Genomic DNA, 16,539 nt, shown 5'->3' on the forward strand with positions numbered 1-16,539 from the left:
AAAGAATAAAACGGCCTTAAGACAGGGTCAGCTTGACCGCGCCATTACTTCTGTTGTCTATCCTGCCCCTGTCATCTATCCTGTGACCGGCGATCCAGAGGATCTTTTTATTATCGCAGACGACGGGAATGCCGGGCCTTTCGCCCGGAGGGACTTTGTTGTCAATAAAATAATCGTGGAGTTTTTTACTGCCTTTCATCCCGAACGGGACGAACCTGTCCCCTGCCCTGCAGCTGCGGACAATAAGTTCAGTTCCGCTTATCTTTTCCGGGTCGACATAAGCTTCGTTATTTTTGATCTTTTTTTTGTTCTCCGGCATTGTTGAATACACGGCTGAAATGACCTGTCCGGTTTCTTTGATCTTCACCGAACCGGGGATCTTTAAAATGTACTTGAAGCTTTTTATCTTTTTTTTCTCCGGCTTGAAATTTGAGACCGTTATTTTCCCGTCATCGACCGAAGCGTAGACCCCTTCCGGCAGACAGATAAAACCTCTTTTTAGCCTTAAAATATCGTGGACATGGACCTCTTCGATATTCTGCAGGCTGCCCTTGATCTTTTCCACCGCCAGCCTGACGATATACGGCCTTAGATCTTTTCCTGCGGAAGACAACCTGCCCGCATCCAGGCGGATCGAGGACCTGCCGTTGCTTTTATATTTATCTATGGTACAGGCTGAAAGTTTTTTTTCTGCCTGCCTGATGATCCCCGCGTACTTTCTGCGCGAAGACTTTATCAATGAAAACAATTTCTTTTTCGCGTTCTTTTCACAGGCCTCCAGTTCAGGCAGTTCGACGTTCCTTATCCTGTTCCTTGTGTGGACGTTCTCCGCATTTGTCCGGTCGGTCCTGTAAGGGATATTATTTCTTTTGCAGTAATCAAGGATCTCCTTTTTCCAGACATCGATAAAGGGCCTGATGACATGGCCCCTGACAGGAGGAATACCGCACATTCCCTTTAACCCCGTGCCTCTCTTGATCCGCATCAGAAGGGTTTCGATGTTGTCATCGCAGTGATGGGCAAGGGCGATCCCGGAAGCTCTGATCTTCCTGCGGATGTTTTCAAGGCACTTGTATCTTAAGTTCCTGCCGGCCTCTTCAAGCGATAATTTATTTTTCATTGCGTACCCGGGGACATCTATCGCTTTCATTGCCACCGGAATATTATTTTTTCTGCAGTAATCTTTGACGAACAAAGCATCTTCGACCGCCTCTTCCCCCCTGATCTTGTGGTCAAGGTGAAAGGCCCGGATATTAAAGCCGCTTTTCTTTAAAAAATGCAGGAGGGCCATGGAATCCGGCCCGCCCGAAACTGCGACCAGGATTTTTCCGGCCGGGGTCATCATTTTATGGGCTTTTATCGTTCTTTTTGCTTTTGTCTCTAACAAGTCAGGCGATCCTATCCGAAATAACGGATATAACGGGGATGCGGAAATCTTTTCCCGTGAGAAACAGCACAGCGCAGTAGCCGGCATAGGCCCACAACAAAAACGCCGCGGATCCTACCGCCTTATCAAGCAGGGGAACAGTGATATTTGAAAGTATCGAATATATCATCATCCTCAGAAATATCAGGAGCAGGATGTTCACCGTCCATAATAAAAGCGCCTGCGCCGCATGGAAGGCCATGCATAAGTTCTTTCTCTTTTCTGTCAGGATGATATAGAAAGACGGTAACCAAAATATATATGAGGAAAATATGAGGGTTTTATCGCTGATCTTCAGTTTTTCAGTATTTCTATTGTTTTCTTTGATAGTATCCATAAATTGTTCTTTGATAAGAGACTTTCTTCGCAAGTTCATGTCGGGGGCCGGAATCGAACCGGCGACCTAGGGCTTATGAGTCCCTCGCTCTAACCGTCTGAGCTACCCCGACATTTGCGAGGCGCCGCCTTGTTCATAAAGTTAAGCTATCTTCCTCATCACCAGCCCGGAATACGGTTTTGGATAGAAGAACGTCGATTTCTGCGGCATCCTGCCTCCGGCATCCGCGATGCTCATGATCTGGGAGATCTTCGTAGGGTTAAGGAGGAATGCGCACACGGCTTTTCCTTTTTTTACGGCCGCTACCGCTTCCGCATCGTCATGCGAGTAAGTTATAACTGTCTCGGTCTTCCTGTCCCTGTATTTATCAAGGATGTCATCTATTAAAAGGCTATGGAGGATCGCCACGTCCAGTTCGGCAAGCGCCTGGCGGCCTTTTTCCGCCATGACCCTGTTCTTTGTGACCACATCCCTCAGCTTGAACATGTACATCTTGTTGTCTTTCCTGCTGAAATAGCCGAATACATGCCCTACGGCTTTTTCTATCTTCGCGAACGAGTCCACCTCTACCACGAGAAAATGTCTCTTCGCGTTCTTCATTATGAGGTCATTGTCTTCGTCGGAGATATTGAGGATCCTGTGTATCGGAAGCACGAGGAGCCCCGGGTCCTGCTCTTCCACAAAATAGGTCATTATGTAGTTGTGGGGGTTCGCGCTGTCCGGATTTACTTTCAGTTCTTTGGCGTAATTCAGCGCCGTTTCATACCTGTGGTGCCCGTCCGCGATATACGCGCTTATGTCCGTGAAACCTTTACAAAAAGATGACACCGCTTTTTCGTCGGTCACCCTCCAGAAGCGGTGCGTCACCTCATTGTCATCCTTTGCGCTAAAGAGGGGCTCTTCTTCCGGGATCGATACCTCATCCCCCTTATAAAGGACAAATATCGGCTCCGTATTCGCGGAACACGCTCTCATCAGGAGCAGCCTGTCCTCCTTGGGCTTTGAATAAGTGTTCTCGTGCACCTTGACGGAGCCTTTTTGGTCCAGTCTTAAAAGACCTATAAACCCTCTTCTTGAATAATTCGTTTTTTTGTGCGTGAACTGCTGCTCGTACACATAAAGCCCGGGGACGTCGTCCTCGGCAAATATGCCTTCGTTCATCCATTCCTGCATAAAATGCGCCGCGCGCGAATAGCGGTTTTCACTCTCGTTATCATGCTCTGTCTTCTTGCCGAGAATGATCCGTACGATATTATGCTCGTCCTTGGAATAATATTTTTCCTGCTCCTCCTCTGATATGACATCATAGGGAGGGGATATTACTTTTGAGACATCCCTTACTTTTTCCTTATCATATATGATGCCTTTAAAGGGCTTGATCTCTACCATGTCGGCTCCTTGACATATATTATAACAAAATATGAACATAAAAACATTTGCAAATAATACGGTCATTTGCTAGAATATATCCAACATGGCGGAAACCAATAAGACAAAAGTGCTGGTCGTTGATGACGAGCCGGGAGCTTTGGAATCATTCAGGATGATCCTTGAGATCAAGGATTTTGAAGTCTCCACTTTTTCCAGCGGGATCGAGGCTCTTGCCGCGGTTGAAAAGACCGCCTTCCAAATAGCTTTCATCGACCTGAAGATGCCTATAATGGGAGGGCTTGAAGTGCTGAAAAAGCTTAAAGAGCTGTCTCCCACCACCGAAGCCGTGATCGTGACCGCCTACGCATCCGAGGAATCACAGGCCAACGCCATCACTCTCGGAGCCATGGAATATTTAAGGAAACCATTTTTGATGGAAGAGATATTCTCGCTTTGCGACAGGGCCCTGCGGAAAAGGCGCGAGAAGGGAGCTTCAAAAGACAGTATTGGCGGCCCGAACCTCGGCAATATCCACTGATCAGGTCCTTAACATCCAGACTATGATGATGACCGCCCCGACTATGAACCTGTACCACACAAATATTTTGAACGAATGCTTCATCAGGTACTGAAGAAGGAATTTTATCGATAAAAATCCTACGATCGCCGAAGACAGGATCCCGATGATCAAGGGTGTAGCATCGCTGTAAGGCAGTCCTCCTGAAAAGAAATATCGCAGCTTGAACAATCCCGCGCCCAAAATAACGGGTGATGCGAGCAGGAACGAGAACCTTGCCGCGGATTCCCTGTCGAGCCCGCTGAAAAGACCCGCGGTCATCGTGATGCCGGACCTCGAGACGCCTGGTATTAGAGCAAGCACCTGCGCAAGGCCGATGAATATGGAATCGATCAGATTTACGTCCTTAACGGCCCTGTTTTTACGCCCCGTGTACTCGGCCAGCCACAGGACGCAGCCGAGGGCTATCATGCATGCAGCGACAAGTATAGGAGAGCGCAGCGTCGTTTCGAAAAGGTTTTCATAAGCCAGTCCGATAACAGCCGCAGGCAGACAACCGATCAGGATCGAGCGGAACAAGGGCTCCTTCCAATTCTTGATGATGTCCAGCCAGTCCTTCCAGAAAAAACATATTATCGCCAGCATCGTCCCCAGATGAAGCCCCGCGTCGAAAGACAGTCCGGGATCCCTGAAATTGAACATCCACGGGATCACCACAAGATGGCCTGAACTGCTTATCGGAAGGAACTCCGTGATACCCTGGACTATTCCCATGATCAGGGCCTGGATAATCGACATTTTACGCGTCCTTTTTTTTGTTCATATTATCAAAACTTGATATCAGATCGAGGAGACGGTATTTGTTTATTTTACAGGAAAACGAAGGGATCATATAGTCGATGTCCGCGCAACCGGCACACGCGTCCATCCTTCCTTCCAGTTTTTTATACCCTTTTATTATATCCGAGTTCATGACCTTCTCAAGTTTCCCGTCTATAGGTATCCTTGCCTGAAAGGAATTTATGCACGGAAGTATCAGATGGTCGTCCGGCGAGATCGTGACCGTGGTCTCAAGCGCCCTGCATACAGGCTTGTTCTTGTCGTTGCCTCCGTGCTTCAATAATTCCATGACGGCCCTGTTCATCTCGACATTCTTTCTCCGCGCATACCTCAGGATATAATCCACCGATATCTTTTCAAAGCCTTCAAACCCGAAAAAATGGTGGACGGGATTTATTCTCAGGGTCACGCCGCTGTGCTGCGCGAGGTCCACCATTTCCGGAAGAGATCTCACGCTGTCGCGCGTGACCGTGAAATTTATCTTTACGTCCATGCCCATTTTTTTTGCCAGGGAAATGCCGGCAACGGCTTCGGCGTAGCATTCCTGCCCTCTTATCCTGTTATGTTCTTCTTCGCCGGGAGCGTCAAGCGGTATATAAAGCTCGTCAAGGAGGCCTTTCATCTCACACAGCTTTTCCGGATGATCAAGTCCGCCGGTAAAAAGAGCAACATGCAATCCCTTTTTCTTGGCGATGGACAGGATATCCTTGATGTCATGACGCAGCAGGGGCTCGCCTCCGGTAAAATTTACTGACTTGACCCCGAGCTTGACGAGTGAATCGAGGTTCTTTTCTATTGTATAGATGCCCGCTTCTTCGACCCCCTCGAATTCGCTGTCATTTGAAATGCGGCAGAACTCGCACCGGCAGCTGCATCTGTAAGTGAGATAATAATGGCATATCATACCGTTCGGAGTTTTGGCACCAGAATGCTGAGTAAGCCCGATAACAGGATTATAAGTCCGAGAGCAAGTATCGCCCTGTCCAGGCCGAAATAGTCGGCTATGAGGCCGAATACGACCACAGGTATCGTGAACGCGAAGTTGATAAGCATGTTCTGTATCCCGAATACCCTTCCCCTCAGGGACCTCGGAGTTTTGTGCTGAATTATGGTTTGTATAGTCGCATTGATCAATATATTACCGAAACCGAGTATGAAGCAGTACAAAAAAGCAAGAAAGACGTTCCTGGTAAATGCCAGCAGGATAAGGACTGTCCCGGAAGAGATGAAGCCTATAAAGACTATGATGTTTTTTTTGAAATAGTGGCTCAATTTTCCGAGAGCCAGCATGCCGAGCATCATTCCCGCCCCCGTAAAAATGACCAGATAACCGAAATTCCTCGCGCCGATGCCGATATATTGTTCGGCAAACTGTATCGCGAGCATGCATATCACGGCAAGGCCCGAGGTTATCACCATCATCTTCAGCAGCGAATATCTGACGACAACGTTCCTTCTTATGAACTCAAAACCCATTAGCAGGTCATGTTTCACGCTTTTTATAGAGTATCTTTTCTCCCTGGCGCCGTCCTTATGCGGCACCATGAATACCGCAAGCGCTGATATGAAATAAAGCATCGCCGCGATCGCAAAGGTCACTTCCTCTCCGAATATTATGACAAGCGGAGCTCCGATGCCGAACCCTATTACAGAGCTCCACATCCACGTGGTCATGAAAAGCGAATTTGCCACGATAAGGTTCTCCCTCTCGACGACCTCGGTAAGGAGCGACGCCTCCGCCGGAGCGAAGAACTGGGCTATCGTGTAGATCAGAAGGCTTACAAGGAAAATAGTGAAAAGAGATCTTTGCAGAAGAAAGATCATCAGGATTATCAGGATACCCCTCAGTATGTCAGACATCACCATGGTCTTCTTTCTCTGCCACCTGTCCACATATACGCCGGCGAACGAAGCGAACAGCACGGAGGGGATGCCGAAAGAGAGCATGGGGACCGAGACCCCGAGATTGGTCTTTGTGAGATTGTAGGCAACTATGACAAGCACATATATGTATATCCTGTCGGCCATCTGGGAAAGGACCTGACCTATCCAGAGACAGACAAATGATCTGTTCTTTAACACGGCGCTGAATCTTGGCGGGATTACAGGCTTTTCCAAAGGCGGATATCCTTTCCTAAGTGGTCGGACAGGCACGGGATAAGGATCTTGTCGATATGTATAAGGTCCGACGCGGAAAAATGAGAGGCGTCAAAATCTCCGTTTTTCATCTGTCCGACGCATTGTCTTTCGTTCATTGAGAACTCCTGCAAAGGCAATATCCCTTCAAGGTCGGCAAACTTGACGTCGAACATCCTGGTCACGAGCAATGGTAAAACCCCCGATTTCAGCATGAAGAACGAATCGGTCACGAGATCGAACAGCGCCTCGTTCTTTACCCCGTCCTCGAGGAAAGATGTCACGACCTTTATTATATACATTGCCGCCTGAAAAGTATGTTCTTCCTCCCTTATTGTGTGGAAAGTCTCTATTGTCTCTATCTGCGACAGGATGTCAAGGTTTTTTCCTTTTGCGAGGAATATCTGATTGTAAGAGAACGGCTCAAGCCTTGCCCCGAACTTGCTCGATGTCTTGAGCGCCGACTTTGCTATCGCGCTGACCTTTCCGTGGGTCCTGGCAAAAAAGGTCACAAGCTTGTCGGCCTCTCCGAATCTCACGGACCTCAGCGTCACCGCTTCCGTCTTATAGAATGCCATTATTTGAATAAACTTTAACACGATGGGTCAAGTATAGTCAACCCGATCTTAGCTCTATTATAAGATGTAATTGAGCCTTGACTTAAGGAGCGGGACTATGCTATTTTTAGAACTGCAATGGCAAAGATCCTGATGGTCGATGATGAAGTTAACATCCTCAAGATAGCCGGCACGATGCTTGAAAGATCGGGACATACTGTCATCCTGGCGGCGAGCGGAGAAGAAGCCCTTGAAAAAGCAAAAGCAGACCCGCCTGACCTGATACTTCTTGACCGCAGCATGCCCGGGATGGGCGGGACTGAGGTCTTAAGCTCTCTCAGGGATCAAAAAGCCCTGAACAAGATACCGGTGATATTTTTGACGGCCCAGGACTCTGAATCCGAGATGATAGAGGGCTTAAGGGGCGGGGCTGTCGATTACATCACAAAACCGTTCAATATGGACGATCTCAGGGACAGGGTCGAATTTGTTCTGAAAAAATACACTCCGAAGCCTATATTATAAAATCCGGGTCCTCTTCCGCGACATCCTTTTTACCGTTTATTTCTATGACAACCGTATCTGTTTTCTTTACATCCACGTATTTCCTGAATACGATGTCCCTTCCGCTGTAAGCTTCAACAAGGTGCCTTCCCGGCCTTACCGCTTCGACCGTCAACGGCGCTTTCCCTATGATATCCTCGTCGATGTATATATCGAGGACCTTATGGGAAGTGACAAATATGGCGCCGGAATCTTTTTGAGGAAGTACTGATCTTTTCTTCACCTTGATCGTCTGTTTTTTATTGGTTCCTATTTTGCGTGCCTTTTTTATTTTTACCTTTTTCAATTGTACGGCTTTTTTACTGTTCCTGCACGCAGTTTTCTTTGCGGTCGCGTCAGCAGGCAGATACACCGCGATCGATGACAGCATGAAAACTGCCAATAAGATCATTTTTAGTGCTTTCATATGCTCTACCCCCTCTATTAATATATCGTCAATTTTTGAGCGGAATTTCTCTTAAAATGTGAGGGGGCTGAGATTTGAAGTATAGATGACGGGGGTAGAGTACAGAAACGCCTATTCTACTTTGACCCAGCCTTCGTACTCGTGATATCCGAGAAAATTATAAGATATCCTTGCTTTGTACCATTTACGGTCCGGGGTACAGCCCAGGATCCTGATCCCGATGGGAATGTCGAAATTTGATCTTGCCCCGTCTTTTGGCTCTTTTAACAGTCTGTTGATCTGGGCGTTAAGCATTATGAAATCCTTTTTTTCGGACTCGTTCGTGCCGGCTGATAATCTGAACGCGACAAAACCGGTGATTATTATCAAAAGCATGACTATCAATGTCTTTTTCATGTATTTCCCTAATTCAGTGCTTAGCGCTTAAAGCTTATTATAAACCTTGCACCCTTCCCTGGCTCACTGTCAACTTCAATTTTACCACCAAAGCTTTCTATTATGCCCGCGGCTACCGCGAGGCCCACTCCCGATCCTCTCTCTTTTTGAGAAAAGAACGGCTCGAATATCCTGGGAAGATCCTCTTTTTTTATACCTATTCCCGTATCGGATATTTCGACCGATACTGCATCGATCGTCACGCGCAGATCCCCGCCGGAAGGCATGGCCTGCATGGAATTCAAGATGATATTGAAAAATGCCTGCGACAGGAGAGCCCTGTCAGCTTTGATCTTTATTGGTGAAATAGTGCTTTTTTCGATGACAATACCCGCTTTCTCGCACGGTATCCTGATAATGAACAGGATATCATCGATCATTTCGTCTATATTGACATCTTCCTGGTTTGCCTGCAGCCCGCCTGCCGCGGAAGAACTTTTGACGAACCTGATCAGTTTTTCAATGGCGCCGTTTATCTTCTCGATCTGTCTGGGGACGATATCATTGAATGAAGCAATAAAGTCCTTGTCGTGGATGTTCTCGGGAAGTACCTGGACCATACCTTTTATGGCTGTCAGCGGATTTTTTATCTCGTGTGCGATCGATGCCGCTACCACCCCGATAGCCGCCATATTTTCGTAGTGTATCGAATTGAGCCGCGAGTTTCCCGGATTTAATGAATTTAAAAGCGGATACAAGATCCCTTTCCGCAGGACGATATTGATATCCAGCAGGTTATGCCTCACGATGGCATAAGCCGCGATAAAAAGATAGAAAGGCACGATGAATATGCCGTATGGATAGACATCCGCGCCGAAAGCCGGCAAAAACCACAGGACGCCTCCTCCGAATCCGATAATGGAGGCCAGTATTATATATGCGGTCTGGTTGCGCCTGGTGCCGCTCGAGTGCCGGTATTCAAAGACGAGATCCGTAAAAGCGGCCGCGACTGCCGCGGCAAATACCATTATGAAAAAAATATAGACCGGGCCTCCTTGAGGATAGAACCTGAAATATTTTGTCGCAATAAGGTCGTTTATAAAATAGTGCGTAGGCAAAAAGAGCAGGATCGACATCGAAAGCGCGGCAAATATGGATATTATCGGCTTTCTTTGCCCGATCTTATCCAGAAAGGCGTATACAAAAAGCATAAAAACGACCGGGATCAAGACCGCGGCGGCAAGATTGACCCTGGTCCAAAAAAGCACTGCATCTTTTGAGATCGATATCTCGCCCATGAACTGGCCAAAGCACCAGACCGAAAATACAGTATTATACAGGGCTAGAAATACAGCCGCGGGCCTTGTCTTCCCGTAAACATATACCAACAGCGCAAACCCGGCCCCCAGGACCGAGAGCAAAAGAAGCAGGAACGGATAAATTGACATTTTATTTAATGATCATCGGGGGGGTTCATTTTCTTTTGCAGAAGCTCCTATGTCTATCATCTCAACTCCCGGCATATATTCTCTCACGATCGGCTCGGTTATATGCGCCAGATTTATCAGAAGCTCTCTTATTCTCCTGGCTTCCCTTTCTATCGTCTGCAGCCTTTCCTTGATAAAATCGAGCGGCATTTCCGATTGAGTGCCGAGTTTCAGCAGCAGTCCCTGGGTCTGAGCCAGCACGGAGGTCAGAGGGTTGTTTATCTCGTGCTGGAGGCTCACCGACAGTTTGGTCAGAGTAGAGAGCCTTTCGGCTTTCACAAGCTCCTCGCGCGTTTCTATCAGCTGTTTATTCATCTTCTCAAGCATGACCGTGTATTTTTCTCTTGCCTCCGCTTCCGCCAGTTTCATTGCCGCTTCTTTTTCCTTTTCAAGCAGCAGGCTGTTCTCCACGAATATCGCGCTCTGGTTGGCCAGCGTCATCAGAAAGTTCAGGTCCTCTTCATCGAACGGGTCCCCTGAAAGCTTTTCTCCCAGAGCGAGAAAAGCGACCATCTTGTCCTTTATCATGCTCGGCACGCATAAAGAGACTTTGAGCTTGTTGATGTCGCCGAGCACGTCCTCAAGTTTTTTCTTCTCGTAATATGTGATAAAGATATCGGTCAGCTGTTTTTCTATATCGCTCTTTAAAAGCACCCCCTTGTTTTCCTCGAGAGCCTCTATGAGCGGAAAATTTGATGTCATCGTAAATCCGGAAAGTTCCTTGATCGAGCCGTCGACGCCTTTTATCTCGAACCTGTCCTTTTTATCGTTATACCAGAACAGGGCGGCCCCGGTAAGGTTCATCCTCCTGGTTATCAGACGCGCCGTTATCTTGAGCAGCCTTTCGGTGCCCGACAGCACGCTCATGGCAGCACTTGTTTCCTTCAGCGTTTTTTCGTAGTCAAGCTTGCTCTTAAAAAATATACTGTCTACCCATTCCTGGAACCTGTCGCGCAGGGGCTCGAATATCACGGCAAAAATGAAAAACACGATCATGACTATCAGGACGGAATAATTCCCGCTTATTGTCTGGAATATAGCCGCGATCAGGTAAAGGCATCCGAAATAAACGGCCGTGACAATACCCGCCAGCATCGAATAGACGACGCTTTTGCTCAGAATAACGTTCAATCCCACAAAACGCTGCTTGCTGATCGCGTATGTGACAAGGCCCGTAAAAAAAAGCGTCGACAGCGGCCCGATTATGTTAAAGATATACCATCCGTCCCTTATCCCGAGAGCAGGCGCAAAATTATAAAATCCCGCCGTTACGGCCAAAGGGATGAGTGTTCCCGCAAAAACATACTGGATCTGGCTCCTTGCCACTCCTTTGATAGAGAAGTATTTTTTAAGCAGCACGCCCAGTGCCAGCACTATGTATATTACAAAATACAGGATAAAGACCGTGTTTATTTCCGTGAAATCGATACTCGCGATATCCCCCCGCATGAATGAAACGGACCTTATTATGTATTCCGAAGACAAAAGATAAATAAAGACCAGGGCCGGCGAAAAGACCGCGGAGATGACCGGAAGTCCCGCTGACGCGTCATCCGGGAATATCAGAGCAAAATACAGCAAAAGCGAAGGGAGCACGGCTGCGGCCCCATAACCCATCTTGACCCAGAAAAAAGCTCTTTCGCTCTGAGCTATCGCACTGTATGTCGCCGAGTACGAGAAATAGAGCCAAAATATTATCAGTAGCACTATCAAAGCGAAACACCTGTTCGCCCTGCTTTTCAGGCCTTTGGTGAATATGACAAATCCAAATACCAGATTGGCGATTATGGCGCCAAAAAAGATCAGGTCAAGAATATTCATTTGGTTATATTATAATTACGATACGCTGATAAGTCAACAAATATCATATTTTTTCAGTTTTGAGATCAATGTTGAACGGTCGATCCCCAGCATCTTGGCGGCTTTTGACTGGATACATCCGGCTTTAAGGAAAATTTTTGTCAGGTGGTCCCTTTCAAAATGGCCGACCGCGTCTTCCAGCCGCATTTGCACCGGGATATCGTGCTTGTCAATGATATTAAAGGACAGGTCGCCTGCATCTATGATATCTTTTGAAGATAGAACGACAAGGCGCTCGACAGCGTTCTCAAGCTCCCTGACGTTGCCCGGCCAGTAATAGCCTTTTAAAATATTTATGGCCTGAGGGGTGAACGCTTTTATCCGCTTGTTGGACCTTTTATTGAAACGGCCGAGAAAATATTCGAGCAGGAGCGGGATGTCCTGCGTCCTTGACCGTATCGGCGGGACATCGACAGGAATGACGTTCAGCCTGAAAAAAAGGTCTTCCCTGAAAGTGCCTTTCTTCACGCTGTCTTTCAGATCGGCATTTGTGGCACAGATGATCCTGATATCTATCTTTGTTGCCTTGCTGCCTCCGATCCTCTGCACTTCGCTCTCCTGGACCACCCTCAAAAGTTTTGCCTGCATCGGATAGGGCAGACACCCGACCTCATCAAGAAAGATAGTCCCGCCGTCGGCAAGCTCGAACTTGCCGATATGCCTTTCAAGGGCTCCGGTGAACGATCCCCTTTCGTGCCCGAAAAGCTCCGATTCAAAAAGGTTCTCGGGGACCGCGGCACAGTTGACCGCGACAAACAGCTTATTTTTTCTGTTGCTCTTTCTATGGATGGCTTTAGCGACCATTTCTTTGCCGCTGCCGGTCTCGCCTGTTATCATCACGGTGCTGTCCGACGGAGCTATTTTTTCTATCAGACCGAAGACCTTTCTCATGGGCTCCGATGTTCCGATGATATCCTCAAAACTTTCTTTGCTGATCTCCCTGTAGGCCCTGTTCTCTTTTTCAAGGGTCCTTTTTTCAAGGGCTTTTTCTATGACGAGTTTAAGTTCATCGGCGTCAAAAGGCTTGTTGATATAATCATAGGCGCCCTCTTTCATGGCGTTGACAGCCGTCCTTGAGTCGGACAGCGCGGTAAGAATTATCACGGGTACTTCCGGATCCGTCTTCTTCAGTTTTTTAAGGAAAGTAATGCCGTCCATCTTGGGCATTTTTATGTCGAGGAGCACCGCATCGACGTTTAGCGGCGGGATCTTTTTCAGCGCATCTTCGGGAGAGGAAAAAGCGGTCACATTGTATGTCGGTTTAAGTACGGTATTTATAGTTTTTAAGATGTCCTCTTCGTCATCTACGGCAGCTATAAGGGGCCTTGGTTTTGACATTTTCTAGATCTTGACAACCAGAGCGTTGGAGATCCCTTCTATCTTTTTGATCTTTTTCAGCATATCATCACTGGCCGGAGTGTCGATGTTCAGTATCATCACTGCTTTTCCTCCGATGGATTTTCTGCCGACGTCCATCGAAGCGATATTGATATTGTTTTCCCCCAGCAGAGTGCCGACTTTGCCGATGATACCCGGTTTGTCGGTATGCTCGGTTATCAAAAGAAATCCCGTAGGCACCACATCGGTCTGAAGGTCGTCTATCCTGACAAGTCTTTCGCCGAAAGAGCCAAGGACCGTTCCGGCAACGGTTTTTTTATCGCTGCCCGAAACTACTGTTATGGATATCAGATTAGAAAAATTCTCCGCATCCCCGCTTTTTACTTCTTTTACGGAGATGCCTCTTTCTTTGGCAATGAGCGAAGCATTAACATGGTTCACAGATTCTCCGAGAGCGTACCCGAGTATACCTTTCAATACAGCCGTGGTTAAAGGCGTGATATTGTTGTTGCTGAGCTCTCCCAGATAAGATATTTCAACGCTTGTCACAGGTCCGCTCACTATCTGCGCGGCAAAGCTGCCCAGTTTTTCGGCTATAGGAAGAAAATGTTTTACGGGGCCCAAAATATCCGGCCTCATCGATGGAATGTTCACTGCTGCCCGGGCCATCCCGCCTTTAAGGACATCTGCGATCTGCTCCGCGACATCGACGGCAACATTCACCTGGGCTTCCACGGTGGAGGCGCCGAGATGCGGGGTCGCTATCACGTTCTCAAGCTCTATCAACGGATTATCGGGAGCCGGTTCAACTTCGAATACATCCAAAGCTGCAGCTGCGATCTTCTTTGATAAAAGTGCTTCCTTAAGGTCGGCCTCGTCTATGATGCCGCCTCTTGCCACATTTATTATCTTTACGCCGTCCTTCATCAGCGCGATCTTGTCCTTGTTGATCATCTTTGCCGTATCTTTTGTCTTTGGCAGGTGAAGGGTGATGTAATCTGATTCTTTTAGAACTTCGTCCAGAGATTTGACCGTGACCCCTATTTTTTTTGCATAATCTTCATTAATGAACGGATCATAACAGATCACTTTCATGCCCAGACCTTGGGCATAAGCAGCGACGCGGCTTCCGATCTTGCCAATTCCGACAATACCGAGTATTTTATTATAAAGCTCGCTTCCCATAAATTTACTTTTTTCCCACTTCTTTCCCTTTAACGAGGCTACCGCCTGCGGAATATTACGCGACAGCGCCATCATCATGGCAAAGGTGTGCTCGGCGGCAGCGATAGTGTTTCCATCCGGAGAGTTGACCACTATAATGCCTTTTTTTGTCGCAGCCGGCACATCTATATTGTCCACGCCTACTCCTGCCCTTCCGATTATCTTCATCTTTTTTGCGGCATCTATTATTTTTGCGGTGACTTTGGTCTCCGACCTGACCATCATTCCGTCGTAATCTCCTATGATCGCCAAAAGCTGGTCCTCAGTACAACCGGTCTTTACATCCACTTCAAAACCGGCTGCTTTCAGTTTTTCGATGCCTTCAGGCGCGGCTTTATCCGCTATAAGGACTTTCATGCCATAGCCTCCTCTGCCGCCGCGACCCCGGCCCCCTTCTTGACGCTTGATCCGAGTTCGATCTCGAGCGCCGCAAGAGCTGCTATGACCTCCATCTTATCGATATAACCGAGATGGCCTATCCTGAAAAGCTTTCCTTTGAGATCTTCCTGCCCGCCCGCGAGGACTATGCCGTATTTTTCGCGCATCGCTTTTCTGAGCTTATCCGCTTCTATACCGTCCGGAGGGAATACCGGCGTCACCGCTTTTGAAGCTATGCTTTCATCGTTCACGAGAAGTTTCAGCCCCAAAGCTTTTACTCCTGCGCGGACTGCTTTCGCAAGTTTTTCATGCCTTGCATAAATATTTTCTATTCCTTCTTCTTTTAACATCCTTATCGCTTCCTGCATCGCATAAATAATTGATACTGCCGGCGTCCAGGGGGTCTCGCCTATCTCCGCGAATTTCATCGCCTGCTTGAAATCAAAATAGAACCGCGGCATCTTGGCTTTCTCGTTTGCGGCCCATGCTTTTTTGTTGACCGACACGAATGCCAGCCCCGGGGGGACCATGAAAGCTTTCTGGGAACCGGACACGACGACATCGAGTCCCCACTCATCCGTTTTAAGAGGCGCCGTCAAAAGCCCTGATACCGCGTCGACGATCATCAATGCGCCGTGCTTGTTGACCAGTTGAGCTACTGACTTCACGTCGTTAAGAACGCCCGTGGATGTTTCGTTCTGCTGAATAAGGACCGCCTTTATCACTTTTGCTTTGTCTTCGTTGAGTTTCTGTTCGACAGTTTTAAGGTCGACCGCTTTTCCTCTTTCGAATTTCACCTCGTCTACATCAGCGCCGTAAGCGCGCGCTATCTTGGCGAACCTGTTTCCGAACGCCCCGATGTTCAGTGACAACACCTTGTCTCCCGGGGACAGAAAGTTGACTATCGCGGCTTCCATTCCGCCCGTACCGGAAGTCGTGAGCGTTATTATATCGTTCTGCGTCTGATAAGCCCACTTCACGCCTTCAACTATTTCTTTTATGATACTGGAGAACGAAGGCCCTCTGTGATTTATCATCTGCTTGTTCATCGCGGACAGGACTCGGGTCGGGACTGGGGTCGGGCCGGGGATCATCAGATACTCTTTGAATGCCATTTTATTTTTCCTTTCTAAAATTGGGGATATTTTTATTATATAATATCTATACTCAACGGGTCAATGAGGGTAAAGCGAAAATCGTAAACTCTAGCCAGGAATTGTTCTGCCTATCGCATCTCAACCAAACCCAAAAATTTTTGCGCCGGAAAAGGCGTAAAGGGACAAAGACAAAAGGTGTTAACCCAAGTCCTCGGCGAGGCGGAAACCGAGAACGCTGCTCTGATCCCCCGGTCTGTCGTTGTTCCGGTACGCAGCATCCAGCGTATTAGAATCGTTGTTATACCAGGAACCGCCGCGCAACACCTTATTAATGCCATTTTTCGGTCCTTTAGGATTTGTCAAATCATTTACGTTATATCCACTCGCATACCAATCCTGTACCCATTCCCATACATTACCCGCCATATCAAATATCCCTGAAGGCGTTGCGCCCGTAGGGAATTTGTTGACAGGAGTTGTTCCTCTGTTATTGAAATTAACGCGCCCTTCATACGACTCATTTCCCCACGGATATATTCTTCCTTCAGTCCCTCTTGCCGCGAATTCCCATTGTGCTTCTGTAAGCAGACCGAACTTCCTGCCAGTTGTTTCCATTAGAAATTTGC

At 47.7% G+C, this 16,539-nt stretch carries 17 protein-coding genes and 1 tRNA gene; 2 read left to right on the forward strand and 16 right to left on the reverse strand.

The window, feature by feature from the left end; genetic code table 11:
- Positions 1 to 16: 16 nt before the first annotated feature.
- The 4 genes from tilS to NTZ10_06585 all read right to left on the reverse strand — a co-directional run bounded on the left by tilS (position 17) and on the right by NTZ10_06585 (position 3,152).
- The gene (tilS, locus tag NTZ10_06570) at positions 17 to 1,387 is read right to left on the reverse strand and encodes a tRNA lysidine(34) synthetase TilS (protein ID MCX5749885.1); all 1,371 of its coding nucleotides are present in this window, start codon (positions 1,385 to 1,387) and stop codon (positions 17 to 19) included.
- A 1-nt stretch (position 1,388) separates the two neighbouring features.
- A complete protein-coding gene (locus tag NTZ10_06575) occupies positions 1,389 to 1,763 on the reverse strand; it encodes a hypothetical protein (GenBank protein ID MCX5749886.1) in 375 nt (124 codons plus the stop codon).
- A gap of 38 nt (positions 1,764 to 1,801) precedes the next feature.
- Positions 1,802 to 1,875 (reverse strand) — tRNA-Met (locus NTZ10_06580).
- A 29-nt stretch (positions 1,876 to 1,904) separates the two neighbouring features.
- The gene (locus tag NTZ10_06585) at positions 1,905 to 3,152 is read right to left on the reverse strand and encodes a DUF1015 domain-containing protein (GenBank protein MCX5749887.1); all 1,248 of its coding nucleotides are present in this window, start codon (positions 3,150 to 3,152) and stop codon (positions 1,905 to 1,907) included.
- Positions 3,153 to 3,237: 85 nt separating this feature from the next.
- Here NTZ10_06585 and NTZ10_06590 point away from each other — a divergent pair, with 85 nt between their 5' ends.
- Positions 3,238 to 3,672: a response regulator gene (locus NTZ10_06590; GenBank protein MCX5749888.1), complete on the forward strand. Its 435-nt coding sequence runs from the start codon at positions 3,238 to 3,240 to the stop codon at positions 3,670 to 3,672.
- Here NTZ10_06590 and uppP read toward each other — a convergent pair whose 3' ends face one another.
- Genes uppP through recO form a run of 4 tightly spaced genes read right to left on the reverse strand, consistent with a single transcriptional unit; the run spans position 3,673 to position 7,205 of the window.
- Entirely contained in the window at positions 3,673 to 4,449 is a 777-nt protein-coding gene (uppP, locus tag NTZ10_06595; GenBank protein MCX5749889.1) for an undecaprenyl-diphosphatase UppP, read from the reverse strand. It abuts the gene before it with no gap.
- A gap of 1 nt (position 4,450) precedes the next feature.
- Complete coding sequence (locus NTZ10_06600) at positions 4,451 to 5,395, reverse strand: radical SAM protein (protein MCX5749890.1); 945 nt, start codon at positions 5,393 to 5,395, stop codon at positions 4,451 to 4,453.
- A complete protein-coding gene (locus NTZ10_06605) occupies positions 5,392 to 6,609 on the reverse strand; it encodes an MFS transporter (GenBank protein ID MCX5749891.1) in 1,218 nt (405 codons plus the stop codon). The genes NTZ10_06600 and NTZ10_06605 overlap by 4 nt, the downstream gene beginning before the upstream one ends.
- Complete coding sequence (gene recO, locus NTZ10_06610; GenBank protein MCX5749892.1) at positions 6,594 to 7,205, reverse strand: DNA repair protein RecO; 612 nt, start codon at positions 7,203 to 7,205, stop codon at positions 6,594 to 6,596. Before recO ends, NTZ10_06605 begins: the two co-directional genes overlap by 16 nt.
- A gap of 117 nt (positions 7,206 to 7,322) precedes the next feature.
- Between recO and NTZ10_06615 the strand changes: the two genes are divergently transcribed.
- Positions 7,323 to 7,709, forward strand: coding sequence for a response regulator (locus NTZ10_06615; protein ID MCX5749893.1), 387 nt, complete (start codon positions 7,323 to 7,325; stop codon positions 7,707 to 7,709).
- On the opposite strand, the gene NTZ10_06620 is transcribed toward NTZ10_06615, so the two are convergent.
- The 8 genes from NTZ10_06620 to NTZ10_06655 all read right to left on the reverse strand — a co-directional run.
- Positions 7,699 to 8,154 carry a hypothetical protein gene (locus tag NTZ10_06620; protein ID MCX5749894.1) on the reverse strand — a complete coding sequence of 152 codons (456 nt, stop codon included), beginning with the start codon at positions 8,152 to 8,154 and terminating at the stop codon, positions 7,699 to 7,701. The two genes, NTZ10_06615 and NTZ10_06620, sit on opposite strands and share 11 nt — an antisense overlap.
- A gap of 111 nt (positions 8,155 to 8,265) precedes the next feature.
- A complete protein-coding gene (locus tag NTZ10_06625) occupies positions 8,266 to 8,550 on the reverse strand; it encodes a hypothetical protein (protein ID MCX5749895.1) in 285 nt (94 codons plus the stop codon).
- A 20-nt stretch (positions 8,551 to 8,570) separates the two neighbouring features.
- Positions 8,571 to 9,977 (reverse strand): ATP-binding protein, encoded by a 1,407-nt coding sequence (locus NTZ10_06630; protein MCX5749896.1) that lies wholly within the window; start codon positions 9,975 to 9,977, stop codon positions 8,571 to 8,573.
- A gap of 12 nt (positions 9,978 to 9,989) precedes the next feature.
- Complete coding sequence (locus NTZ10_06635) at positions 9,990 to 11,837, reverse strand: hypothetical protein (GenBank protein MCX5749897.1); 1,848 nt, start codon at positions 11,835 to 11,837, stop codon at positions 9,990 to 9,992.
- Positions 11,838 to 11,870: 33 nt separating this feature from the next.
- Complete coding sequence (locus NTZ10_06640; protein MCX5749898.1) at positions 11,871 to 13,214, reverse strand: sigma-54 dependent transcriptional regulator; 1,344 nt, start codon at positions 13,212 to 13,214, stop codon at positions 11,871 to 11,873.
- A 3-nt stretch (positions 13,215 to 13,217) separates the two neighbouring features.
- Positions 13,218 to 14,795 (reverse strand): phosphoglycerate dehydrogenase, encoded by a 1,578-nt coding sequence (gene serA, locus NTZ10_06645; protein MCX5749899.1) that lies wholly within the window; start codon positions 14,793 to 14,795, stop codon positions 13,218 to 13,220.
- Positions 14,792 to 15,931, reverse strand: a complete 1,140-nt coding sequence (locus tag NTZ10_06650; GenBank protein MCX5749900.1) for an alanine--glyoxylate aminotransferase family protein — start codon at positions 15,929 to 15,931, stop codon at positions 14,792 to 14,794. Before NTZ10_06650 ends, serA begins: the two co-directional genes overlap by 4 nt.
- Positions 15,932 to 16,111: 180 nt before the next feature.
- Positions 16,112 to 16,539, reverse strand: a 428-nt coding sequence (locus tag NTZ10_06655; protein MCX5749901.1) for an SUMF1/EgtB/PvdO family nonheme iron enzyme, incomplete at its 5' end; no start/stop codon positions are given.

It is taken from the genome of Candidatus Saganbacteria bacterium (genome assembly GCA_026387835.1).
Lineage (GTDB): Bacteria > Margulisbacteria > WOR-1 > JAKLHX01 > JAKLHX01 > JAPLKZ01.